We start from the raw sequence: 23,900 nt of genomic DNA on the forward strand, positions 1-23,900 counted from the left end.
TACTATATAGACGCTGTTGCTCAGCATAGCCGTGAGCAACAGTGCGATGATTGACTTGATTAGAAGAGGTGTGAAGTTAATTCAGGTAGTTAAATAAATATTCTAAACACGGTTAATCTTCTACTTTTTATTCTGAATTGACTACATATGAACAGATAAGTCATGCCAACTTATCACATCAATAATGAAAATACTTGAGCTTTGCAGGGCCACAAGGTAAGGTAGCTTTGCAAACAAATAATCCCTGGGTTTTATTAATCCCAAAATCCTATCTATTAAGGAGAGTCGTGTAATGATGCGTATTATTTTACTAGGACCACCAGGCGCCGGTAAAGGTACCCAAGCCCAGTTTATTTCTAAAGAATATGATATTCCACAGATCTCAACTGGCGACATGCTACGTGCAGCAATCAAAGAAGGTAGCGAGCTTGGCAAAAAAGCCAAAGATATCATGAATGCTGGTGGTTTGGTTTCTGACGACCTTATTATCAACCTAGTGAAAGAGCGTATCGCTAAGCCTGATTGTGTCAATGGTTGTATTCTAGATGGTTTTCCGCGTACTATTCCTCAAGCGCAAGCACTTGCAGACGCCGACGTTGCTATTGACCATGTAGTTGAGATCAGTGTGCCTGACGACGAAATCGTTAGCCGTCTGTCTGGCCGTCGTCAGCATCCAGGTTCAGGCCGTGTGTATCATATCCATCACAATCCACCAAAAGTTGAAGGCATCGATGATGTCACTGGTGAAGCGCTTATCCAGCGTGAAGATGACCAAGAAGCCACTATTCGTGACCGTCTGTCTACTTATCATGAGCAAACGTCAGCATTGGTTGGTTTTTACCAAGACAAAGCTAAAGAAGGCGATGAAGCACCTAGCTATGACAAGTTTGATGGTACGCAAGGTATCGATGATGTTAAGCAGCAAATCTTGTCTGCACTAAAAGGCTAATTGTCGATTTTAGCTAATTGATTTAGCCAGTTGATATAGTCATTGAAGACCCTGTTTGATAACAGGGTTTTTTTATGGCTGATGACTTTGTGCGTCATGAAAACATAGCCACAAAAAAACCGCTCACTCATTATAAGTAAACGGCTCTTTTATCAACATATACAACTTATAAAGCTCATATGCTTTTGATTAATACCTATGCGTTACCTTGAGCATCCACTTGAGCTTGCTGTTGGCTTTGCGCGTATGCTTGATCGAAGTTCACAGGTGCTAGTAGCAATTGTGGGAAGCTACCACGTGTCACGATGTCACTGATGACTTCACGAGCGTATGGGAACAACACGTTAGGGCAGTATGCACCTAAGATTTGACCGATTTGGTCTTCTGGAATGTCTTTTAGTAAGAAGATACCTGCTTGATGCACTTCAGCGATAAACGCTGCTTCTTCCGCATTTTTGGCAGTAACGCTCACAGTTAGGATGATTTGATAATGATCGTCATCTAATTTTTCAGCGTTGCTAGACAAATTGATATCAAGCTCTGGGTTCCACTCTTTGGTGAATACGCCAGCGCCTGGAACTTCAAGTGACATATCTTTTACATAGATACGTTCTAGTGCCAATTGTGGTTGTGCTTGTTCTTCAGCCATGGTAAATCCTCTAAAATTAAATCAAATGATTGGACAAATCGTCATTACAATAAAAATTCATTGTAATATAAATCAAGACGAAAACTTGATATTTCTTATCATTACTTCTTACTGCTCTATTAAAATTCGCCGCTGCCTATCTTTACATAGATAAAGACAGACAGTAAAGAGATGTATCAGATTAACCAGCCAATAGCTCGTCAAGTTTGCCTTGCTGATTCATTTGGTTGAGCTCATCAAAACCACCGACAAAGGTTTCACCAACGAAGATTTGCGGCACAGTGCGGTAATTATTGGTTTTTTTCATCAAAGCTTGGCGCTCTTCGCTGCTCATATCGTGCATGCCGATTTCTTCATAATCAACGCCTTTGGTTTTTAGTAGTTGTTTGGCGTTTGAGCAGTATGGGCAGATAGGGGTAGTGTAAACTTTCACAGATACAGTCATGGTAAATCCTTATTTATAAATTTATGGGATAACAAACTTATTATAAAGAGCATGATAAATTATCATAGTCTAAGAGTTGGTATAGTCTGTTATCAATGAGTAAAGTATAAATGCATTTGGTGATGCTCATTACTAAAGTGGGGATGGGTATAGTAAATTCAAGCCGTTTCCGCCCAAAACGTCTTTTAAGCTATAAATAGAATATAAAAAGCGAACCACAAAAAAAAGACACCTTCTGATCAGGTGTCTTTTTTATAGCGCTTATACCGGTCTATTACTTGCTTAGACTTGGTTTTGTTTTACCTTTAGTCTTTGATTTGGCGTCTTTTACACCAACCAATGGCATACCAGCGCCTTGCCAACCGCCGACACCGCCATCTAAGCGGTAGACACTATCTTTACCGATCATCTGAATCGCAGCGCCTGCTTGTACGCCCATGTCGCAGATGATAATCACTGGCTGCTCAATCGCGCGAATCTCTTCTAAGCGGTCTTTGAGGTCAGTGAACGGTATATTGCGGCTGCCTTGAATATAGCCTGATTCAAACTTCTTCTTAGCGCGAATATCAATAAGCTGCGCGTTTTGAGAGTTGACCATCATGCCAAGCGTGTTAGGCGATATTTTTCTACCGCTACGTTTGTTTTCAATCGTAAAAAACAGTATAGCAAGTACGGCTAATATACCAAATAAAAACGGGTGGTTGCCCACAAATTCCAGCGCACGATCCAAACCATACCTCCAAAAAAATAAGTGTTCTATTAAGCTGAGAAGACAGCCCAATGATATTGAACAAGGCGCTATTATACCGATAAGGTCATCTATAGTAAACGGGCGATGACACGGGCAATAATTAAATGGATATTGTACTTATCTATTGAGTTTCTCAGCCTAATAAAAATATCTACTCACAATACCGCTTTTAACTAAGGCGGACACTGACAAACTAAAATTCAATAAGGCTTAGTATCCGCTTCTTCTCGTAGCGTAACGAGGTTTTCAACACGGCGCTGCAATACCTTACCATCAGCGACTGCTTGCCATAATGCGCAGCCTTTGCTGTTGTGAGTATGGCGACAGTCACGGAATTGGCAGTCACCAGCCAATGGTGCTAGTTCAACGAAGCCTGAAATAATATCATCAGGAGTGAGGTGCCAAATACCATACTCACGAATCCCTGGTGTATCAACGATACCACCTTGGGTGAGGTCTTCTTGATTAAATGGTAGCAGTCGACTGGTCGTCGTCGTGTGCTGACCGAGCTTGGAGTTTTGTGAGATGATATTGACGCTTTGACCAGAGTCGGGAAGTAGGGCATTGATTAAACTGCTTTTACCGACGCCAGATTGACCAGCAAAGATAACCAGTTTTTTATCTATATAGCGCTTTAGCTCATCAAGGCCTTCTTGCTCATCGTTCTCGGCAATATTTTCAGGGCAGTCGACCGAAGTCAGAACACTCTCATAGCCAAGTGCGGCATATTGTGCCAATAATTCATTGGTATCTACGCCGTTTTCTGCTGCCAATAAATCGGCTTTGTTAAGTACCAATAGTGGCTTGACCCCTGCATGATGACATACCACGAGATAGCGATCGATCAGTGTTGGTGCAGCGGCAGGTAAAGGCGCAAAAACAATGGCCAAAATATCGACATTGGCAGCGACAGGTTTGAGTTTATGATAGCGGTCAGGACGAGACACCAGCGAAGTACGCGGTTTAACAGCTTCGATACGTCCAAAGCCGGTATTAGAGTCAGCATTCCAGCGAACTTGATCACCAGCAGCTAGCATGGGTAGGTTGGTACGCACATGACAGCGCCAAATATCATTCAACTCAAGCGCTTGCCAAAACGGCTCAGGATCATCAGGCGCAATCTCTGGTTGCTCAGGTATCACTGCAGGCAGGCTAGTGACTTGTACTTCTAGTTGCTTACCGTAATGCGCCATGACTACGCCATCCATCAGACTGTCATCAATACTATCTTGATTGGACAGTTGCTGCTTGTCGATGCGACGAATCTGTTGTTTAGTCAGTTTGCGTTGCCGGATTAATGCCATGGGTTTGTGACCTATTATAAAAATATTGCTAAGTGTAGCGTGAAAATTTGCTAACATACAGCCTAAAGCGTTTGCGGCAGACAGTGGTTTTGTAATATTTTAGCTGCTTACTAGATTTTTCAAATCTATCAGTGCGCTACGATACTGTCTGAGCATGAGTCTTTACTCGTAATACGTTTTTTTAATTGTGTTTAAAACTGTTCCAAAATTCAATGACCATAGGATACTGTATGACTACCGGTGACCATCCCAACAAGATTAAAATCAAAAATAAAGGCAAAAAAGGGCTGGTGTGGATTGATTTAGAAATGACCGGACTTGATACCTTAAACGATGAGATTATCGAGATTGCTACTGTCGTTACTGACGAAGATTTGAATGTACTTGCTGAAGGCCCAGTATTTGCTATAAAGGTATCGGATCAAGTCTTAAATAAAATGGATGACTGGAATACCAAGCAGCACGGTCAATCTGGATTGGTCGATCGTGTGCGTCGTAGTACGGTGACATTGGCAGAAGCCGAAGCTGAGACTATCAAGTTCCTAAACAAATGGGTTGATAGTGGAAAGTCCCCAATGTGTGGTAATTCTATTTGCCAAGATCGCCGATTTATGGCACGCCAAATGCCAGAGCTTGAGCGTTTCTTCCATTATCGCAATCTTGATGTGTCATCAATCAAAGAGCTTTGTTTCCGCTGGCGTCCTGATATCTTACGAAATTTTGAAAAAGGCGGCAGTCATTTAGCACTAGACGATATTCGTGACTCTATTCGTGAACTAAAGCACTACCGTCAGCATTTCTTTAAATTGATGGACTAAAGAGCGGGCGATAAGCAGTTCAAGAGTGTAGTAAAAGTAAAAAGGGTCTATTGAATTATCAACAGACCCTTTTTATATTAAAAAAAATGTTTTGAGATGCGTTGTCTAAAAAGTCATCAAACGTTCTTTAGCGAATAAGACATTCAAACTCAAACAATCCAAACTCAGTATTATGACTACTAGAGCTGTCATTTGAATGCACGTTATCTGTTACTGCACCAATCACTGCACTGACTTTCGGCTGGCGGGAATCTTCATCTAATAATCGCCAGTCGCCAAGCACATAACGTTTTTTATCAGTAGTCGCCTGATGAATGTCTGGACGATGAGTATGTCCGTGCAATAATGCATCGCTAGTGGTGATGGCTTTACTCACGGCTTCATCATTCACATCCATGATATAAGCGGCTTTATTAGCATTGTTCTGCTGGCTCCGTTGGCGCATATTGTCAGCAATGGCTAAGCGTTTTTCTAGTGACTTATTAAGCAAATACCACTGCGTTAAGCGGTTACGCATAATCCTGCGAAAAAACTGATATTTTTTATCGTCAGTACAGAGTGCATCACCATGTTCTAAGCGATAATTCTGCGGACCAATGGGCAAAGTGTACGGCTCGTTAATAAGCTCACCACCGAACAGATTACAAAACGGCTGACCCAATAAAAAGTCACGATTGCCGTGCATGACTAATATCTCACATCCATTTATACGTAATTGTTTGAGTCTAATGATAAGCGGCGTCAACCAGTGCGCCATCTGCTCATCTTCTGAAAGTGACAAGTAGGTATCATCACCCAGCCACACCTCAAACCAATCACCCAATATAAAGAGGCGTTTGAGAGTGGGTAGGGCAAGACAGTCATCGAGCAGCGCTAAAAAAGCCTGCACTAAGGCAGGCTCTTGAGGCGATAAATGCAAATCGCTAATCAATACTTGCCGCACTTGATGAGGGCGGGTCGTGATTAAGTGATTAAAACTTTGCATTTATCTTTGTCCTCGTGACTTATCGTATAGCGAGCAACATTTAATCAATTCTATTAAAAAATGCTCGCTCATTCACAGCTATCGCTAAGTAACTATTACTGAATAGCTGCTATTAAATAACTACTACTGAGTAACGATAGTAGCTGAGTTGATAACAACAGGCTCTTTTGGCACATCAGCATGCATACCGAAACGACCCGTTGGTACGCTGCGCATTTTTTCGATAACGTCCATACCACTAGTGACTTTACCAAATACGGTGTAGCCCCAACCTTGCATGTTTTTGCCAGAGTGGTTTAGGAAGTCGTTGTCTTTTACGTTGATGAAAAACTGGCTAGTTGCTGAATGCGGGTCTTGGGTACGCGCCATTGCGATAGTACCCTTGTCATTTTTTAGACCATTGTCCGCTTCGTTTTCGATAGGCGCATTGGTTGGTTTTTCATTCATTTCAGCGTCCATTCCGCCGCCTTGAATCATGAAACCATCAATGATGCGATGGAAAATAGTACCGTCATACTGACCAGATTTTACGTAGTTTAAAAAGTTTTCTACGGTTTTTGGTGCTTTTTCATCGTTGAGTTCGATAACGATCGCACCCATATTGGTTTCTAGTTCTACTACTGGTGGCATGTCTACCATGGGAGATTCCTTTTTGATTGCAGCGCCTTAAATAGCACTATTGTGGGTGGTGGTTAAAAAGTTACGGATAGTCTAACGACTTTTTTATCTCGTGTCATGTATCAGGCTGTTAATGCGTTTGCAAAAGCTGATAGAATAACGCAACTTTATCCATTTTTGACAAATTTTGATAATGCAGTCGCACTATCTAAATTTTTATATTCTCATTTTATTTTTATATTTTAGTTTAAACGTTCTGTGATGCGTGATGGCACGCACCATGAACTGACAATTTGCGTTAGGAGCAATGCCCGATGAGTGATCACTCAAGCAACAATGCACAAAAAGACGAACCAAAAAACGATTTTATTCGTAATATCATTCGTGACGATGTCAATGCGCAAAAATACCAGCAAATTGTAACGCGCTTTCCGCCTGAGCCGAATGGGTACCTGCATTTAGGCCATGTAAAATCTATCTGCTTGAACTTTGGTGTGGCCAAAGAGTTCGGCGGTGTGTGCAACTTGCGTTTTGATGACACCAACCCAACTGCTGAAAAGCAAGATTACATCGACAATATTAAGAACGATGTACAGTGGTTAGGTTTTGAGTGGGCAGGCGAGGCACATCATGCCTCAGGTTATTTTGATCAGCTACATGCATGGGCAGTCCAATTGATTGAGCAAGGCGACGCTTATGTTGATTTGCAAACCCCAGAGCAAATCCGCGATAACCGTGGTTCATTTAATGAAGCAGGAACGCCTTCACCATATCGTGATGCCAGTGTTGAAGAAAACCTAGCGCTTTTTGATGATATGAAAGTAGGTAAGTACGCTGAAGGAAAGGCTATCTTGCGTGCCAAAATTGACATGGCCAGCCCAAATATGAACCTGCGTGATCCTGTCATTTATCGTGTAATGCATCAAGCGCATCATCAGACTGGTGATAAATGGTGCGTTTATCCCATGTATGATTTTGCTCATCCACTCTCGGATGCGCTAGAAGGTATTACCCATTCATTATGTACGCTTGAGTTTGAAGATCATCGTCCATTCTATGATTGGGTTATTGAGAAAGTCGGCTTTGACGTACCGCCGCATCAGTACGAGTTTAGCCGCTTAAACGTTGACCATACATTGACCAGTAAGCGTAAGCTAAAGCAATTGGTAGATGAAGGGATCGTCAGTGGTTGGAATGACCCACGTATGCCGACCGTCGCTGGCATGCGTCGCCGTGGTTATACGCCAGAGGGCTTGCGTGATTTCTGTGAGCGTGTGGGTGTGACCAAAGCGGATAGTGTGGTTGATTTCCGTTTACTAGAGTTTAGCGTTCGTCAATCGTTAGAAACGACTACTGGTCGCGGTATGGCGGTATTGAAGCCATTAAAAGTGACTATCACCAACTTTGCAGAAGCGGTCAGTAGCTGGGAGTCGCAAAAAGCCGATAGCGTTAATGCACGTTTTGATGGGGCGACTCAGACGCTTTGGTTGACTCAGCCGAACCATCCTAACGTCGATATGGGCGAGCGTGAGATTCCATTTACTGAAACGCTATATATCGATCAGGGTGATTATGAGATTGAACCGCCTGCAGGCTACAAGCGTCTCTCTCCAGAAAAGCCAGAGATTCGTCTGCGTAATACTTACGTGCTAGCAGTCACTGAGCATATCACTGATGAAAATGGCAATGTCGTTGAGCTAAAAGCGACAATTGACCCTACTACTTTGGGCAATAACCCTGAAGGGCGTAAGGTCAAAGGTGTGATTCATTGGGTATCAGCCAGCCAAGGTGTACCAGCCACAGTACGCATGTATGAGCAGCTGTTCAGTGCTGAAGACCCAAGTGGTGTGGCTGACGTTCATCAAGCGCTAAATCCGAACTCGCTCACTGAGTTAAACGCAGTAGTTGAACCATCTTTGGTTAATGCAGATGCTGGCACGCGCTTCCAGTTTGAGCGTGAAGGCTACTTCATCTCTGACAGCGAAGATCACAGCACCGATAAGCCAGTATTTAACCAAATCGTTAGCTTGCGTGATAGCTATAAGCCAGCCTAATTTATATTCGTTTAATATTTGAAAAGCGCTGTTATCCAAATGGACAGGATACTTTGAAATAATACTGAACAATAGTAGTTTGCAAGCAAGCCCATTTCTAGTACGCTAGGGATGGGCTTTTTCGTGTGTAGTTTAAAGTTAAGCATAGTAAGATTTGAGGAAATAAGAATGGCAAAGTTTCTAAACAGCAGTGGGACAACTTATCATTTAGAAGAGTTGATTAAAAACGCTTCTGACAGGTTGATTATTATTAGCCCATATTTGAAGCTTAATGAACGTATCAAAGAGTTATTAGAAGACCGAAACCGTCTTAAGATCGACATTCGCATTGTTTATGGTAAGAATGACTTACACCCTGAAGAAATCAACTGGCTCAAAAATCTGACATTTATTCGTACTAGCTTTTGCAAAAATTTACATGCGAAATGCTACCTAAACGAAAACGAATGCATTATTACCAGTTTAAATCTTTATGAATTTAGCCAAGTTAATAACAATGAAATGGGTGTATTAATTTATCGTAATGACGATGCCAAGCTTTACGCCGACACCTATGAGGAAGCGCAGCGCATTATCCGTATCAGTGACGAAGTTAGAATGTCACTTGAGAAAGTGACCGAAACTGAAAGTAAGTCTGAACATAATACTAAAACGACAAACTCTACTATTAGTGCAGCTGTCAACTCTACGACAGAATCTACACCTAATTATTCTAAACTGACCACTGCTAAGCTTGCTAAAGAGTTAGGTTTAAAAACTCAAGACTTGAATGAAAAGCTGCTTGCAGCGGGTTATCTAGAAACGCAAGATGGGGATCTAGTATTGGCTGATGCTGGACGTGCCACTGGTGGTACTAGCAGAAAAGGTAAGTTTGGCGAATTTTGCTTATGGGATGCTGGTATGGTGGTCTAGTTATTTATTAAAGCTGTTGATTCATAAAACTTATTAAAAACTCTGTCCATCAGCTTAGCGTTAGATGGAATAACCGCATTACAATCCGTCACAAGACATTCATAACCAGTTTGTTAAGATAAAGTCAGTTTTTACGGATGTGCTTTATGTTATATTTGATAGCTAAGCACGTCGATGATAATAATAGAACGCGAGGCCGACGTGTCGATATAAGTGTTCACCCATATAACTAAGGATTCAAACATGGCACATTTACGTTTAGGTGATACCGCACCAAATTTTGACGCTACAACCACAGAAGGTGATATCAATTTCCACGAGTGGGCAGGTGATCACTGGGTCGTTTTCTTTTCTCATCCAGCAGATTTTACGCCAGTATGTACCACTGAGCTTGGTCGCGCCGCTGCATTGAATGGTGAGTTTCAAAAGCGCAATGTAAAACCAATTTGTATTTCTGTTGATAGCCTAGAAGATCACAAAGCGTGGGCGAGCGATATCGGTGAGACTCAAGGTACAGACCTGAACTTTCCAATCATCGCTGATCCTAACAAAGAAGTCGCTGAACTATATGACATGATGCATCCTAATGCTGATAGCACTCATACAGTACGTAGCGTCTTTGTTATTGATCCAAGCAAAAAGGTCCGTCTAACACTGACATATCCTGCCAGCTGTGGTCGTAATTTTGATGAAATTATCCGTGTGATTGACGCACTACAGTTATCGGACGAGTATAACATTGCAACACCAGTAGACTGGAAAGATGGTGATGACGTGATTATTCCACCAAGTGTAAAAAATGAAGATATCGCTGCAAAATACCCAAAAGGTCATAAAGAGATTAAGCCGTATCTACGTACTACACCTGCACCAAACAAATAATTATACTGATGACTAAATGTGATTAAATAAAGCCCCATGACTTAGAGTTATGGGGCTTTTATTATTTCTATTTTATGATTAATAAAACTTTGCCACGACGGTTAGATTAGGCTATAACTGTGGTATAGCGTATCAATAGGTTTATACTTATAAGTACAACAACCATAATAAAGCGTATCAGCGCTAAGTTGTTGTCTAATCATTATTACAAGGAGTTTACTATGAAAAAACTATATATCACCCGTACCGCGCCCAATCCACGTAAAGCGCTTATCCTATTGGCCTCAAAAGGTATCGATGTTGATAACATGGATGACATCGATGTTATCGATATTGATTTTGCGGAAAATGAGCAGAATTCAGATGAGTTTACTAACATGAACCCGATGCGTACGGTTCCAGTCTTAACACTGTCTGATGGGACTGTTCTAAATGATTCACAGGCTGTTTGTGAATATCTCGACCGCGTTTACGGTGAGCGTTCAGTAATGGGTAATGATGTGGTACAGCGTGCACAAGTTTGTTCTATGCGCCGCATTGCAGAGTTCGAAGTACTATACAACTTCATGTTGGCGTTTCAACATAGTAATCCTGCTAAGGCTCAACGTGTTGAGCAAGTGCCAGAGTTTGTTGAGCCGTCTATCGCACGAGGTGTCAAAACACTTGCTTATTTTGAAAGCATACTAGAAGACCGCGAGTATTTGGTTGGTGAGCAATTAAGTTTTGCCGATATCGTACTCTATATAGGTTTAGACTTTGGTAAAGTACTCAAAGTAGATCCTAATGAACAAGGCGCAAACCTAGCTCGTTTTTATCAAAAGATGAATGAGCGATTTAGTATTAAAAACATGGCTAAAGCAAAACCTGCAAGTGTGAACGACTAGAAGGTCCTAGGAAAATAATTCAAATTAAAAAATTTATCTATTACCCTTTTCAGTAAATTGATCGCGATAGCGCAAAACAGCTAACCTCAACCGTTAGCTGTTTTTTTATGAAATATAATAAAAATCAACATTTCGTTACATAGGTCAACAGAGCCAAGGTTATAGTGGTCAGTCTAACCCCGTTATATCAATTCTGTTTCAGAACCGTTTACTTAAAATAGGTGTTCTTAGATTATGGCATCTTTTGAATAAGTGTTTTAAAACATAGAGGGTACGTGAGATAAGTTGTACAAGCTTACTAAGAGGTATGTAATATGGTAGGTAGCCGAAATAAGCCAACGTTAAAAGTACTGCTATTGCCCAGTGTGATGGTGGTTAGTCTGATGCTAAGTGCGTGTCACCAAGAAGCGGCCTCTGGCAAAAACGATATGGCAGAGACTGCTGAAGATAGTGAAGTGACAAACGCAGCAAAAAATGAAGGTTTAATATCTAGTATCAAATCTACACTAGACGAATCTAAGTCTACTGAATTGACCGATAAAGAAAAGCTAACGACCACCTTATCTCATCATCGTTGGATGTTAATAAGTGCAGTCGATGCCAATGAACAACCTGTGGCTGATCTTGCGAATATTAATAGTCATATAACCCTTTCATTTAACCAGTATCAAGGGCAAGACACGCTAAGCTATAGCGTAGGCTGTAATACGATTAGCGCAGTCTACCAGCTAAAAGGGCATACTTTAACTACTGAAGAGGGTATGAGTACGAAAATGTCCTGTGGTGATCTGGACGGAGCTGAAAATACCCTAAATACATTTATGCAAGGCAGTAGCGAATTCAATATAGATCAAGGCGATAACACAGTATTAACGCAGGTTACTGATGACGATGTGACTTTGGTATGGAATGGTAGGCTTACTGCACAAGCACAATACAATAGCAAAGGTGAGACAGTATTTTGGGCAGTAAACTCCGAAACTGTACCGTGTGAAGCAAGTAACTCTGAACAATGTCTACAAGTTAAGCCTATCACCTACAATAATCAAGGCATCAAAATTCACGAAGGAGAGTGGCGAGTATTCTTTGGTGAAATTGATGGCTATCAGCACGATAGCAAACATGAAGAGGTATTACGCTTACAACGCTATGCGCTAAACATCGATGAGGCATCAGAAACCAGTGAGTCAATCAAAGATGATACTGCTGATGAAAAGTATGCCTATATACTAGATGCAGTGATTGAAAGTTCAGTTATAGAGTAGCCTGTTGTCGTTTGAGCTTTGAGAGTTGAAATATTTATAGCAATAAAAAACACGCGTCTAATAGCGCGTGTTTTTTATGGAAAGTCTATTTAACGCTTTCCTGTTTAAACTCCTAGCTATCTTAACGCTTGTCTTTAACGTAAGTTACCCAAATCTTCTTCAGTCAAACGCCAACGGCCTTTCTTTTTAGAAGCACCGCGTCCGCGCATGGCACTATTCAATATGAGCTTGTTCATGGAGTGGCTTGAGTGAGCATGGCAGATGGCGCAGGCAAGTCCATCTGCAGCATCTTGTTGCGGTACAACTTCTAACGATAGTATACGACATACCATCTCTTGTACTTGCTCTTTGCCCGCAGCTCCATAGCCACAGACGGCTTGTTTAATCTGCCGAGCGGTATATTCTGATACTTCTAAATCTAAGGCGACCATCGCTGCAATCGCTGCGCCTCGTGCTTGTCCAAGCTTAAGTGCAGAATCAGGGTTCTCCGCCATAAATACTTGCTCAATCGCTGTATAAATAGGTTCGTCGGCATATTTCAAATGGTGTTTTGTGATACGAGTTAGTCCGTTAAAGATGCGCTTGAGGCGTTCAGGCATCTCTTTGGTATCTGTGCGAATCGTCCCTGCATCGATATAGGTCAGCTTATCCCCTGTTTGCTGTACTATTCCATAACCGGTCATGCGTGACCCTGGGTCAATACCTATAATAATTGCCATAATATTCCGTCTTGCTTACATTTTGTTTTACATTTAATCCTATATAAATTGAGTACGGAGTCAGGCTCGCTCAGCTTACTACTTGTAGTACTGACGTTCATCTTCCTTGTATCCAAATTATATTGTACCGACTATATGGCTTAAAAATTAGCCTTAAGTTTGATAGTATAGCAACCAATCCCCATATACATCATATGTTAGCCATTTTAATTTTCATGGCGTTCAATTTATTGGTTTTTATTTTATAGGACGACACTTTATGGGTCAGATAGTTGGTATAGCCATTGTTTGGTTTATTATCGAGATGCTACTGTGGTATTTGCTTGCTCAATTTATGAGCGGCTGGTGGGTATTTATATGGTTTATTATTGCTGCAGTTATCGGTATTTCATTAATACGCAAAGGTATGGCTGCTCTTAATCCAATGGCACAGCAAATGAAAGCTGGTGGCATGATGAACCCTGCCATGCGTCCACCAGAGACCACCATGATCAAAAGTATCGCGATGGCAGCTGCTGGTATTTTATTGCTTATCCCTGGGGTGCTCAGTGATTTGATAGCGTTATTGGTCGTATTGCCACCTGTGCAGAGAAAGCTAAAAGACTTGGCCAATAATTATGTCATGAACAATCAGCAAAAAATGATGGAAATGATGGCAAAACAGATGGGTGGTCAAATGGGCGGTGGTCAAAACCCGTTTGGCGGTGCTGGTGGTATGGGTGGTCAAAACCCATTCGGTGGTGCAGGTGGAATGAATGGTCAAAATCCATTTGGTCAACAGCAGAAGAACCCATTTGGTGATGTGTTTAAACAGCATACTACCGTTGATGGTACCGCTAAAAACGTCCCTAAAGATGTAAAAAAGATTACGAAATCTGCTAATGACGAATAACTATTTAACAAAATCATAAGCATAAAAAAAGCCCTTTTCGTCAATGACGGAAGGGGCTTTTTAGTGGTAGTAAATAAACAAATTATAAAAGGTGTAGTTACTAACCGAATGAAACAACCGAAGTGCCGCTGTAAGATGGTGACCCATGAACCGTGAAGTTCAGGGCGGATGCGTCATCATCTCTGCAGGTTTCCTGATACACCGCGAGCGGTGCAGGCATACACAATGAGACAATAGGTACCACATCCTAGTAAAGCATTATCGGCTCAGGGAATAAACATCTACTAGCCAACACTTCAGAATAGTTTCATCTTAACCAATGAAAAGAGTGATTGCAAGTCTGAATTACAGATTGATACTCAGTACCATTGAATGGCATGACTAGTAAGGGTTTGCTTACAAATACAAAGGTATAAAAACGATACAAAACCATTCGTTTATTAGTAAAAAATTGTCAGTTTTTCAGCTATTTTAAGATGTGTGTTAATATATAGTGCTTTATATTCCCTTATACAACATTATAGGCGTTCATTCACTCGAGGAGCGGTAATATATGACCAGTACCCAACAAGCATCAGACTCTATTGATAATAACAAAACACAGCTTAGCAATAACCAAGACAGTGCCCAAAACAAAAAAATACCGCATGTCTTGATGATATTGGACGGCTTTGGTCATCGTGAAGAAGATAAAGATAATGCCATCGCTGCCGCTCATATGCCAAATTTAGATAAGATCTATCAGCAGTATCCTCACGGGCTGATTTCTGCTTCAGGGGAAGATGTTGGTTTGCCAGAGGGGCAGTTTGGGAATTCAGAAGTTGGTCACATGAACCTAGGTGCTGGTCGCGTGCTTTATCAGGATTCGACACGTATCTCAAGTGAACTTACTAACCGTGAATTTTATAAAAACGAAGCGTTGGTTGATGCCGTAAAAGCTGCCAATGAGTGCGGCGGTAATGTCCATATCATGGGTTTGCTTTCTGATGGTGGCGTCCATTCACATCAAGACCATATCGAAGGTATGTGTCATTCAGCGTTGGTCCATGGTGCCAAAAATGTCTTTATTCATTGCTTTTTAGATGGCCGTGATACCCCGCCTAAGTCTGCTGATAAATATATCAACCGTCTGCGTGACTATATCAATAAGTTGAATGCTCATTACGAAGGTGGCCGCGTACAGATCGCAAGTATTATCGGACGCTACTATGCTATGGATCGTGACAATCGCTGGGATAGAGTACAAAAAGCCTATGAGCTGATTACTGAAGGTAAAGCTGATCGTCTATCAACACGGGCAGATGGTGCTGTCCAAGCTGCTTACAAAGCGCGTGAGACCGATGAGTTCGTCAGTCCAACAACCGTAATTGGACGTGATGAAGTGCCATATACCGTTAATGATAATGATGCACTTATTTTTATGAATTTCCGGGCTGACCGTGCTCGTGAACTTGCCCAAGCGTTTGTTTTACCAGACCATGAGTTTTCTGGTTTTGCTCGCCAAAAGCAACCAAAACTGGCAGCATTTGTGATGTTGACGAAGTATTCAGATATCCTAGCGGATAACCCAAAGACTAGTATTGCTTACTACCCAACGTCTTTGGCTAATACATTGGGAGAGTATTTACAGGATAAAGGAAAAACGCAGCTGCGAATTGCTGAAACTGAAAAGTATGCGCATGTGACGTTTTTCTTTAGTGGTGGCCGCGAAGAAGAGTATGAAGGTGAGACTCGCATTCTAGTACCATCACCAGACGTTGCGACTTATGATCTAAAGCCTGAGATGAGCGCGCCTGAAGTTACGGATAAACTAGTAGAAGCGATTGAGTCTGGTAAGTATGATGTATTGGTTGTCAATTATGCCAATGGTGATATGGTTGGGCATACAGGTATCTTTGATGCAGCGGTAAAAGCGGTTGAGGCTTTGGATGTATGTGTTGGCCGTATCGAGTCAGCAGTGCGTGCTGCTGGTGGCGATATGCTTATCACAGCCGATCATGGCAACTGTGAGCAGATGCAAGATTATGAAAGCGGTCAAGTACATACGCAGCATACGACAGAGCATGTGCCGTTAATTTATGTGGGCGAGCAAAAGCTGCAAGTACGTCATGGCGGTAAACTGAGTGATATAGCACCGACTATTTTATCGTTGATGAGTATTGATGCTCCAGCGGAGATGACAGGTGAGAGCTTGCTTATCCCAGCGGTCTAAGATAGTCGAATCAAAAACGGCCCTTGAGTTACTGGGCTTTATATTGATTTAATCTCTATACTAAAAGGTATCAAAAAGGAAAGGATAACCTATTATCCTTTCCTTTTTTTGTGATACATTTTACTTAGTTTACTTGCAATACTATGCTAGTTCGAAATATACGTTTGGTGCTATCTTATCAGTCGCTATATAACCATAAATTCGTATTTTCTATTATCTGAATGAGTCCTTCTATGCAGCCTATTTCTCTTGCACGTTCTTTTTTATCCAAAGGGTTAAGTAAATCAGTAGGAAAGCCGTTAGCCGCGTCTACGGTTTTACAGCCTGCAATTTTGGTAGGTATGCTTGGTTGTGCGATTAGCGTGAATGTACAGGCAGCAGTAGGGGTAGAGTCTTCTGCAGATAGTACTAATTCTACAGACGGTCTACAGCTCATCAGTCTAAATGCAGATGAGATAGTGGATGAAAACGACGCTGATAATTTATCGAATATTGCTGATATGCTAGATGTTGCCGATGAGCCAGATGATTTGATAGATAGTGTGCCAGATGAAAGCGCTCTAATAGATGATACCGATGATATTAATACGGACATTCCAGCGGAGGTCGCTCAGGTATCGTTAAATGCCATCTCTCCTGAGACACTAAAGACGTTCGTGGCTGTAGTGGATTTAGTACGCCGTGAGTATGTTGATACGGTCAATGACGAAGAATTATTTAGCAATGCGATGAGCGGTATGCTGACCAAGCTTGACAGTCATGCTGAGTTTCTAGATGCAGAAGAGTATGAGAACCTGCGTGCTTTTACCGAAGGTGATGTAGGTGATATTGGACTTAAGGTTAATTATCAGCCAGAGGCAGGGTATTGGGTCGTAACAGAAGTTATCGATGACTCACCTGCGGATAAAAAAGGCATCGCAGTTGGTGACTATTTACATCAGGTTGATGAGTTTAAGTTAGATGAAGGGCGACAGGCTAATGATGTTGAGCAGCTTTTGACAGGTATTGCTGGTACGCAGGTAGATATTATTACTTCCAAAGCTGGTCGACGTAAGCACACAACGACGTTGCAGCGTAATAATAGTCATCCGCAGATTATCGAGACTAAGCTAGTTGATGGCATTGCTATTATTAAATTACCTGCGTTTCAAAACAATAGCCGTGAAAAATTGTTAGAAGGTTTAATTAACCTAAATGCTCCTATATCAGGCATTTTGTTAGATATGCGCGATAATCCAGGTGGTGTACTGACATCAGCAGTAAGTGTTGCCAGTTTATTTATGGATGATACTGATGTGGTACAAGTGCAAGCACGTCAAAATAAATCGCGCGTACTATCGACCCAAGGTGATGCGATACTCAAGCCTTTGCCGTTAATTGTATTACAAAATCGCTATTCAGCATCGGCGTCAGAGGTGCTTGCTAGTAGTTTACAGGCACAAAAACGCGCTACTGTCATCGGTGAAGTGAGTTATGGCAAGGGCTCAGTACAATCGGTTATTCCTTTAAACGATGAGCAAGCCGTTAAGTTGACTGTGGCCAATTATATGACGGCAGCAGGTAAGCAAATAGACGAGATCGGCGTAGAGCCTGATGTGACCTTGTCAGGCAATGAGAGTACGTGGGAGCAGCAAGCACTAGAATTAGTAAAAGTGCGCGCGCTAGATTCTGGCATTCGCTTTGTTAGAAAAACGGCTGCACAAGAATAGATTTTTGTATCTGTCAGTTAATAGTACATCTAATCACACAGTTGAAATTTTTGAAGACGCTAATCGAACGCCTCTTCAGAAATTTCAAGCTTTTTCATACGGTAGCGTAAAGAGCGAAAAGTTGTTCCCAACAACTCAGCTGCTTTGGTTTTGTTCCAGCCAGTTTGCTTGAGTGCGGTGATAATTAATTGCTTTTCTTGTTCTTGCAAATAATGCTCTAATCCTTGAGGCGGTAGTTGATCGTTAAACAACTCTTGCGAGTTTGATATATCTTTAGATATTTCTTGGTGCGAAGTAGAGTTAAGAAGTGACTCTTTGTCATGAGTACTTGCTACGTTAGTTGACAAGTTGTCACTATTAGCTGATGATTGCTGTATTATTGAAGGATAGTGATGGGTGCTAGTACGATAGGGATGTATATTAATCGTACTTTGCTTAACCTGTGTCGTTATATTACTGCTAGATTGAATGGATTGCTCACCACTTTTTGTTACTTGGGCTGTAGGTTGAGCATCGACTTGGTTTTCTACGTTATTAGGAAGTAGTTCAGAGTCGTCAATAGCTGAGCTATGATTCTGCTCTTGTGTATTTATAAGTTCAGGTTCAATGTCAGGAAGACCTAAATGACTAACGTCAATGCATGAGGTTTCAGCTAACGTGACTGCACGCTCAAGTAAGTTGCGTAGCTCACGGACATTACCCGCAAAATCGTGACGTTGTAAGCGTGCGCAGGCTTCAATCGTCAGTGATGGCGGTGACTCTAATTGCCAATCATCAGCGATCATCGCTAAAAAGTGTTCTGCCAATACAGGAATGTCGTCGCGGCGTGTGTTCAGGGTTGGAAGCTTGAGCTCAATAACATTAATGCGATAATATAAATCTTGTCGAAATGCACCATTTTGTACCAATTGGCTTAGGTCCTTATGAGTGGCAGACAATATGCGTATGTCCACTGGAACCTCTTTTGTATCACCAATTGCTCTGACTGTTTTTTCTTGAATGGCACGTAACAATTTAACTTGCATAGCTAAAGGTAAATCTGCTACTTCATCCAAAAACAACGTGCCACCATTGGCTTGTTGAAATAATCCTTGTTTATCAGCGACAGCCCCTGTAAAGCTGCCTTTTTTATGACCAAAAAACTCCGACTCCATCAGCTCTGATGGTATCGCACCGCAGTTCACTGGTACAAAGCTGCCATCACGACGTGGACTTAAATCATGGATCAATCTAGCGACCACTTCTTTACCTGTGCCAGAAGCACCCGATAAAAATACAGGCGCCTGTGAGCGTGCTAGTTTTAAAATAGTATTCTTAAGAGGATGCATGACAGCGGAGTTACCAATCAATCTGCTATCCAACATTTTTTGTTCAGGAGAACACTCTGGTGTGTGCTGTACTTCACTATCTTGATGAATAACTTTTAAGGCATTCTCTACCAGTTGGCGCAAACGTGGTAGTTCAAGTGGTTTATTAACAAAATCAAAGGCACCAAGTTTTAATGCCTCAATAGCTAAATCCATACTGCCGTGAGCCGTAATCACCGCTATTGGAATATTAGAGCTCCTGCTGATTTCTTTTACTAACTCTAATCCTGAGCCATCCGGCAGCTTCAAATCCGTCAAGCAAAAACCGTAGTCATTATCTTGCCAAAATGATCTTGCTTGCGACAAAGTATAAGCCACATCACTTTTGATACCCATTTTTGTCAAAGTAATTTGCATCAATCGACATAAATCTACCTCATCATCGACGACTAGCGCAGTTGTTGTCATACATCATCTCATCGTATTCAATGGCTATAAAATTTATAGCTGGATCTAAATAGGCGTATAGCTTTACACAAATTCAAAACATCATGTACTTTTATTAATTTCATCTCAAATCTGCTGTTTGGTAAAATTAACGTAGAACAATATTGTTCCAAAAAATAAATTTAGGAAAGACTTTCTTCAATGGTTTGAAATTTATTATCAGACTTAATAGAAGGCACAATCAGTCGAAAGCATGTTTTTTCATGTTCAGGAATATAGAGTAGACGTGCTTGATTGGCTTCACAAAATGCTTGTGATAAATAAAGCCCCAAACCTGTACCAGCTTTATCTGTTGTGAAAAACGGATCGAACAAAAGTTGTAAATTCTCAGCATTCACGCCATTACCATCATCTAATACATCGATTATAACATCGTTGTCTGCGCAGTAAATGTCGATTTCTACGTAAGCATGAGGGTGAGCATAGCTACTATAGCGCAGGCCATTGTTGATTAAATTGATTAATATCTGCTCTAACTGATGAGTATCGAATGATATTATAGGTTTGGTTTTTACTCGTAGAAAAATGTCGTGTCCTTGAAAGTAATTTTCCAAAAACGATGGCATCCAATCAGCCAATTTGAGTACCTGTTGGGTCGCTGTCTGCTGGCGAGACAGTTTTAAAATATCCTCGATGATACGGTTCACACGTTTTGTCTGTGAGAATATCATTTCATAAAGCTCATGATTGCCTTCCATAGCAGCATGCACTTTATTTATTGATGCACTATTATTTTCCGTTTGGTCTGCAACATCTTCCATTAATAGCTGGCTAGCTTGCGATATCGCTGCTAAAGGGTTTCTAATTTCATGGGCGATGCTAGCAGTTAGTTGTCCTAAAGAAGCCAGTTTGAGCTGTTGAGCACTGGCTTGCTCACGGCGTAAATCTTCTAATATGATAAGCTTGCTATCGTCTTTTAGTGGAATAATCTGTACGCGTAATTTGCCAAATATTGAGGTGTTTGCCACCGCTGGTACATCATAGGTAAAAGCACGTGACTGCCCTGAAGCTACTGACAAACAAGCACTAAATAATCGTGGATGTTGTTTATTGAGTTGATGCTCGAAGTTAGAGAGAAGCGCTTTGTGTTGAGCGTCTTTAGTATTGTCAAAGGTATTTTGCGCTGTAGTATGCGTGACAAGTGAAAGACTAAGCAATTGATGTGCAGCAATATTAGCTAAGACAATATGCTGCTTATCGATAACGATGACACCATCGACCATCTGCGTGATGACTTCTTGATTGATCACGTTAAGTCTCTCGACTTCCTTAGCATGGTCCGCGGCGACTTTTTCAAGTTGCACCAGTCGTTGAGAAATAGACCAGCTCAAACCGCCAACTGCTAAAAAGCTCGCCGACATCAATAGCGCATCACCTAGGTTAGCTAGACTCATGCTATTAGCAATAGCATAAAAAAACTGCTGATAAATAACAAGAATGATGGCAAGTAAAGTAATAATCAACGCTTGTGAGCTATGCAGTAGCATAAAGCTGGCCGCGACGACAACCATATACAGCATGGTCAACTGCAAATCAGGATTACCTGTAGTATAAAGCAGCAGACTTAATATGATAACGTCTAACGCCAGCCCAAACGCCAACTGACGGCGCATATGCTTTCTAACGACATAAAACAGCCCAAGCAGTATCAAGCTTAGAAGCATATAAAAGCTTAAAGTTGTTTGCTGCAAAAAGCTGGGTAGGGAGATGCTGCTGTCAGTACGAGCAGGGATGTATAGCATGAGCATAGAGAACAGACTAACGACGAAACGATAGCTACTATAAATCAGTCCTAACTTACGCAATTGTGACAAAGGCAGCGTAGCGTCATGATTAGCGTAGCGAGTAACGACAGATCTAGGATTGGTAGCAGGTTTCATAAACTGGCCGTAATAAAGTAGGTGCTTTATGGTTGAATCAGACCGTGACGAATGGCTAAATGAGTCAATTTAACATCACTATCGACTCCAACTTTTTCATAGATACGGTAGCGATATGTGTTGATGGTTTTTACACTAACAAATAGTTGGTCAGCGATTTGCTGAGGACTCTGACAGTTAACAACCATCATAGCTACTTGTTTTTCTCTGTCGCTTAATAAGTCGAAAGGTGAGGTGGCATTATCAGACAATAAAACGTCTGCTAATTGCTCAGCGACGTCTTGACTGAAGTAACGACCGCCTTGATAAATCTTTTTGACCGCACGTATCATCTCATCGAGGGGTGTACCTTTAGTGATATAGCCGTTGACACCTGCTTTGATTAACATTGAAGGATAGGGCTGTGCAGACATGCTACTGACTGCTAAAATTTTGATACCCATATCGAGTTGAATCAGACGTTTGGTTGCTTCTAGTCCACCAATATTCGGCATATTGACGTCTAGTAAAATAACATCAGGATGTAACAGTTTGGCTTGCTTGATAGCCATATCACCGCTGTCTGCTTCACCTACTACTTCGATATCAGGGCTGTCTGACAACATACGGCTAATACCCATCCGTACCAAATCATGATCGTCTACCACTAATACTTTAATCATAACCATACTCTTTATTGTTTGTCAGAATGAACGCTTTATTAAGCTTAAATACTATAGAAAAGAAATATATTTCAGGCTTCATTATTATCTTTATATATTCAAAATACCGTTGATTAATATAACAAAACACGAGTAATCATAACATTTGAAGTTAATTTATATTGCTGTAATGTGAATTGTTGTTTCTAAAATATAAATTGGTTGTAGCAAAATTTGAACATAGCTAGAAAAAACTATTAAATCAGTTTGATAGATTAAACTTAAATGTAAACCATGATACACTAAAAATACAAAAGCTCTATGCGAGTACTTACAAACACATTTACAAACGCTATGTATGTTTTGGGCGTCAGTCATTATGTAACTGGCGAAATAGCGGCAATAGGAGTCATAATGAAGCAACTACCATTAACCAAACAGCAATTAATCGCTGCTATGATTTCATTGAGTTTGGGCAGTGTTGCACAAGCGGCACTTACGATTAATGGTAGCACTGAGACTGCTTCTAGTGCACGCCTAAGTTGGGGCGGTGCTGACAGTTTGTCTGAAGCGCGTAATATCATGTATAAGTCCAATAGCTCGCCGATTAAGAAAGTCGATAACGGTTATGGCACAACCAATGTTACGAATACCAATAGCTTTGCTAGTAGCAATAACAATGGTCCTCGCTACAATACAACTTATCGTGGTGCATTTGGTAGTAGCGATATGATTCCGATTAGCACTGACTCACGTAGTGTTGCTGTGATTGACGCTGAAACTGGCGAGTCTATCTACGAAAAAGATGCCGATATCGCACGCCCAATGGCTAGTATCACCAAGGTTATGACCGCTATGGTCGTATTGGATGCAGGCCTTGATATGCGTGAAGAAATCACGCTTGATCCAGAAGATTTTGTCGGTCCTAAGCGTGCAAGCTCGCGTTTAAAATCAGGTGATCGTTTGAACCGCGCTGAAATGCTATTAATGGCATTAATGAAGTCTGAAAATCCAGCAGCGAAGAGTCTGGCGCGTAATTATCCAGGTGGTTACGCCGCTTTCATGCGTGCGATGAATCGCAAGGCGCAAGATTTGGGTATGAACACGGCATTTTTTGGGGATCCAACAGGACTTGATAAGCGCAATGTAGCTTCTTCAAAAGACTTAGTTAAGATGGTTCGTGCTGCTGGTAACTACGACGTCATTCGTCGTTTTTCTACTACTAAGAGCTATGACTTTTTTGTCTCAAACTATTCAAATGGTAATCGCACTTATAAAGCCAATAATACTAGCATGTTGGTCCGTGACGGTAGTTATCCAATCGGTATTTCTAAAACAGGTTTTATTAATGAAGCAGGGCGTTGCGTTGTGATGGAAACTCGTGTTAACAACCGTCCTGCCATTATTGTTATTTTAGGGGCAAACAGCTCAGCGACACGTTGGGGTGATGCTAAAAATATCTTAAACAGTTTGGCTACTCGCCGCACGGTATAGACTTGATGTTCTAAGCGCATAAA

At 41.3% G+C, this 23,900-nt stretch carries 21 protein-coding genes and 1 other RNA gene; 11 read left to right on the plus strand and 11 right to left on the minus strand.

Annotation, left to right across the window (positions count from 1 at the left end):
* Positions 1-295 precede the first annotated feature (295 nt).
* Positions 296-949 (plus strand): adenylate kinase, encoded by a 654-nt coding sequence (adk, locus tag ACT3QN_RS09945; RefSeq protein ID WP_444523195.1) that lies wholly within the window; start codon positions 296-298, stop codon positions 947-949.
* A 196-nt stretch (positions 950-1,145) separates the two neighbouring features.
* Here adk and secB read toward each other — a convergent pair whose 3' ends face one another.
* The 4 genes from secB to rsgA all read right to left on the minus strand — a co-directional run bounded on the left by secB (position 1,146) and on the right by rsgA (position 4,098).
* On the minus strand, positions 1,146-1,598 hold the full coding sequence (secB, locus tag ACT3QN_RS09950) for a protein-export chaperone SecB (RefSeq protein WP_444523163.1): 453 nt from the start codon (positions 1,596-1,598) through the stop codon (positions 1,146-1,148).
* A gap of 181 nt (positions 1,599-1,779) precedes the next feature.
* Entirely contained in the window at positions 1,780-2,043 is a 264-nt protein-coding gene (gene grxC, locus ACT3QN_RS09955) for a glutaredoxin 3 (protein ID WP_021813631.1), read from the minus strand.
* Positions 2,044-2,317: 274 nt separating this feature from the next.
* On the minus strand, positions 2,318-2,773 hold the full coding sequence (locus tag ACT3QN_RS09960) for a rhodanese-like domain-containing protein (RefSeq protein WP_444523164.1): 456 nt from the start codon (positions 2,771-2,773) through the stop codon (positions 2,318-2,320).
* A gap of 221 nt (positions 2,774-2,994) precedes the next feature.
* On the minus strand, positions 2,995-4,098 hold the full coding sequence (rsgA, locus tag ACT3QN_RS09965; RefSeq protein WP_444523165.1) for a ribosome small subunit-dependent GTPase A: 1,104 nt from the start codon (positions 4,096-4,098) through the stop codon (positions 2,995-2,997).
* 230 nt (positions 4,099-4,328) lie between these two features.
* Between rsgA and orn the strand changes: the two genes are divergently transcribed.
* On the plus strand, positions 4,329-4,916 hold the full coding sequence (orn, locus tag ACT3QN_RS09970; protein ID WP_444520607.1) for an oligoribonuclease: 588 nt from the start codon (positions 4,329-4,331) through the stop codon (positions 4,914-4,916).
* A 127-nt stretch (positions 4,917-5,043) separates the two neighbouring features.
* Here the strand turns inward: orn and ACT3QN_RS09975 are convergent, their stop codons facing one another.
* Both ACT3QN_RS09975 and ACT3QN_RS09980 read right to left on the minus strand, forming a co-directional pair.
* The gene (locus ACT3QN_RS09975; protein WP_444523166.1) at positions 5,044-5,901 is read right to left on the minus strand and encodes a UDP-2,3-diacylglucosamine diphosphatase; all 858 of its coding nucleotides are present in this window, start codon (positions 5,899-5,901) and stop codon (positions 5,044-5,046) included.
* A 123-nt stretch (positions 5,902-6,024) separates the two neighbouring features.
* The gene (locus ACT3QN_RS09980; RefSeq protein ID WP_444523167.1) at positions 6,025-6,540 is read right to left on the minus strand and encodes a peptidylprolyl isomerase; all 516 of its coding nucleotides are present in this window, start codon (positions 6,538-6,540) and stop codon (positions 6,025-6,027) included.
* A gap of 293 nt (positions 6,541-6,833) precedes the next feature.
* Here ACT3QN_RS09980 and ACT3QN_RS09985 point away from each other — a divergent pair, with 293 nt between their 5' ends.
* The 5 genes from ACT3QN_RS09985 (at position 6,834) to ACT3QN_RS10005 (ending at position 12,516) form a co-directional block, all read left to right on the plus strand.
* Positions 6,834-8,573, plus strand: coding sequence for a glutamine--tRNA ligase/YqeY domain fusion protein (locus tag ACT3QN_RS09985; RefSeq protein ID WP_444523168.1), 1,740 nt, complete (start codon positions 6,834-6,836; stop codon positions 8,571-8,573).
* A 168-nt stretch (positions 8,574-8,741) separates the two neighbouring features.
* A complete protein-coding gene (locus ACT3QN_RS09990) occupies positions 8,742-9,485 on the plus strand; it encodes a phospholipase D family protein (RefSeq protein WP_444523169.1) in 744 nt (247 codons plus the stop codon).
* 243 nt (positions 9,486-9,728) lie between these two features.
* Positions 9,729-10,367: a peroxiredoxin gene (locus ACT3QN_RS09995; RefSeq protein ID WP_444520610.1), complete on the plus strand. Its 639-nt coding sequence runs from the start codon at positions 9,729-9,731 to the stop codon at positions 10,365-10,367.
* A gap of 221 nt (positions 10,368-10,588) precedes the next feature.
* Positions 10,589-11,251: a glutathione S-transferase family protein gene (locus tag ACT3QN_RS10000; protein WP_444523170.1), complete on the plus strand. Its 663-nt coding sequence runs from the start codon at positions 10,589-10,591 to the stop codon at positions 11,249-11,251.
* A 314-nt stretch (positions 11,252-11,565) separates the two neighbouring features.
* Positions 11,566-12,516 carry an META domain-containing protein gene (locus ACT3QN_RS10005; protein WP_444523171.1) on the plus strand — a complete coding sequence of 317 codons (951 nt, stop codon included), beginning with the start codon at positions 11,566-11,568 and terminating at the stop codon, positions 12,514-12,516.
* A gap of 134 nt (positions 12,517-12,650) precedes the next feature.
* On the opposite strand, the gene ruvC is transcribed toward ACT3QN_RS10005, so the two are convergent.
* Entirely contained in the window at positions 12,651-13,235 is a 585-nt protein-coding gene (ruvC, locus tag ACT3QN_RS10010; RefSeq protein ID WP_444520613.1) for a crossover junction endodeoxyribonuclease RuvC, read from the minus strand.
* A gap of 259 nt (positions 13,236-13,494) precedes the next feature.
* On the opposite strand from ruvC, the gene ACT3QN_RS10015 reads away from it, so the two are divergent.
* A complete protein-coding gene (locus tag ACT3QN_RS10015; RefSeq protein ID WP_444523172.1) occupies positions 13,495-14,127 on the plus strand; it encodes an FxsA family protein in 633 nt (210 codons plus the stop codon).
* A 110-nt stretch (positions 14,128-14,237) separates the two neighbouring features.
* Here ACT3QN_RS10015 and ssrS read toward each other — a convergent pair.
* A non-coding RNA gene (ssrS, locus tag ACT3QN_RS10020) (6S RNA) lies at positions 14,238-14,433 on the minus strand.
* Between the two features lie 247 nt (positions 14,434-14,680).
* Here ssrS and gpmI point away from each other — a divergent pair.
* Positions 14,681-16,339, plus strand: coding sequence for a 2,3-bisphosphoglycerate-independent phosphoglycerate mutase (gene gpmI / locus ACT3QN_RS10025; RefSeq protein WP_444523173.1), 1,659 nt, complete (start codon positions 14,681-14,683; stop codon positions 16,337-16,339).
* A gap of 233 nt (positions 16,340-16,572) precedes the next feature.
* Entirely contained in the window at positions 16,573-18,048 is a 1,476-nt protein-coding gene (locus ACT3QN_RS10030) for a S41 family peptidase (protein ID WP_444523174.1), read from the plus strand.
* 59 nt (positions 18,049-18,107) lie between these two features.
* Here ACT3QN_RS10030 and ACT3QN_RS10035 read toward each other — a convergent pair whose 3' ends face one another.
* The 3 genes from ACT3QN_RS10035 to ACT3QN_RS10045 form a co-directional block, all read right to left on the minus strand.
* Positions 18,108-19,823, minus strand: a complete 1,716-nt coding sequence (locus ACT3QN_RS10035; protein WP_444523175.1) for a sigma 54-interacting transcriptional regulator — start codon at positions 19,821-19,823, stop codon at positions 18,108-18,110.
* A gap of 161 nt (positions 19,824-19,984) precedes the next feature.
* The gene (locus tag ACT3QN_RS10040) at positions 19,985-21,742 is read right to left on the minus strand and encodes a sensor histidine kinase (RefSeq protein WP_444523176.1); all 1,758 of its coding nucleotides are present in this window, start codon (positions 21,740-21,742) and stop codon (positions 19,985-19,987) included.
* 26 nt (positions 21,743-21,768) lie between these two features.
* Positions 21,769-22,404 (minus strand): response regulator, encoded by a 636-nt coding sequence (locus tag ACT3QN_RS10045; RefSeq protein ID WP_444520619.1) that lies wholly within the window; start codon positions 22,402-22,404, stop codon positions 21,769-21,771.
* Positions 22,405-22,797: 393 nt separating this feature from the next.
* Between ACT3QN_RS10045 and ACT3QN_RS10050 the strand changes: the two genes are divergently transcribed.
* Entirely contained in the window at positions 22,798-23,877 is a 1,080-nt protein-coding gene (locus ACT3QN_RS10050) for a serine hydrolase (RefSeq protein ID WP_444523177.1), read from the plus strand.
* The last annotated feature ends 23 nt before the right edge of the window (positions 23,878-23,900 follow it).

It is taken from the genome of Psychrobacter sp. AOP7-C1-14 (genome assembly GCF_052376135.1).
In the GTDB taxonomy this organism is placed as follows: Bacteria; Pseudomonadota; Gammaproteobacteria; order Pseudomonadales; family Moraxellaceae; genus Psychrobacter.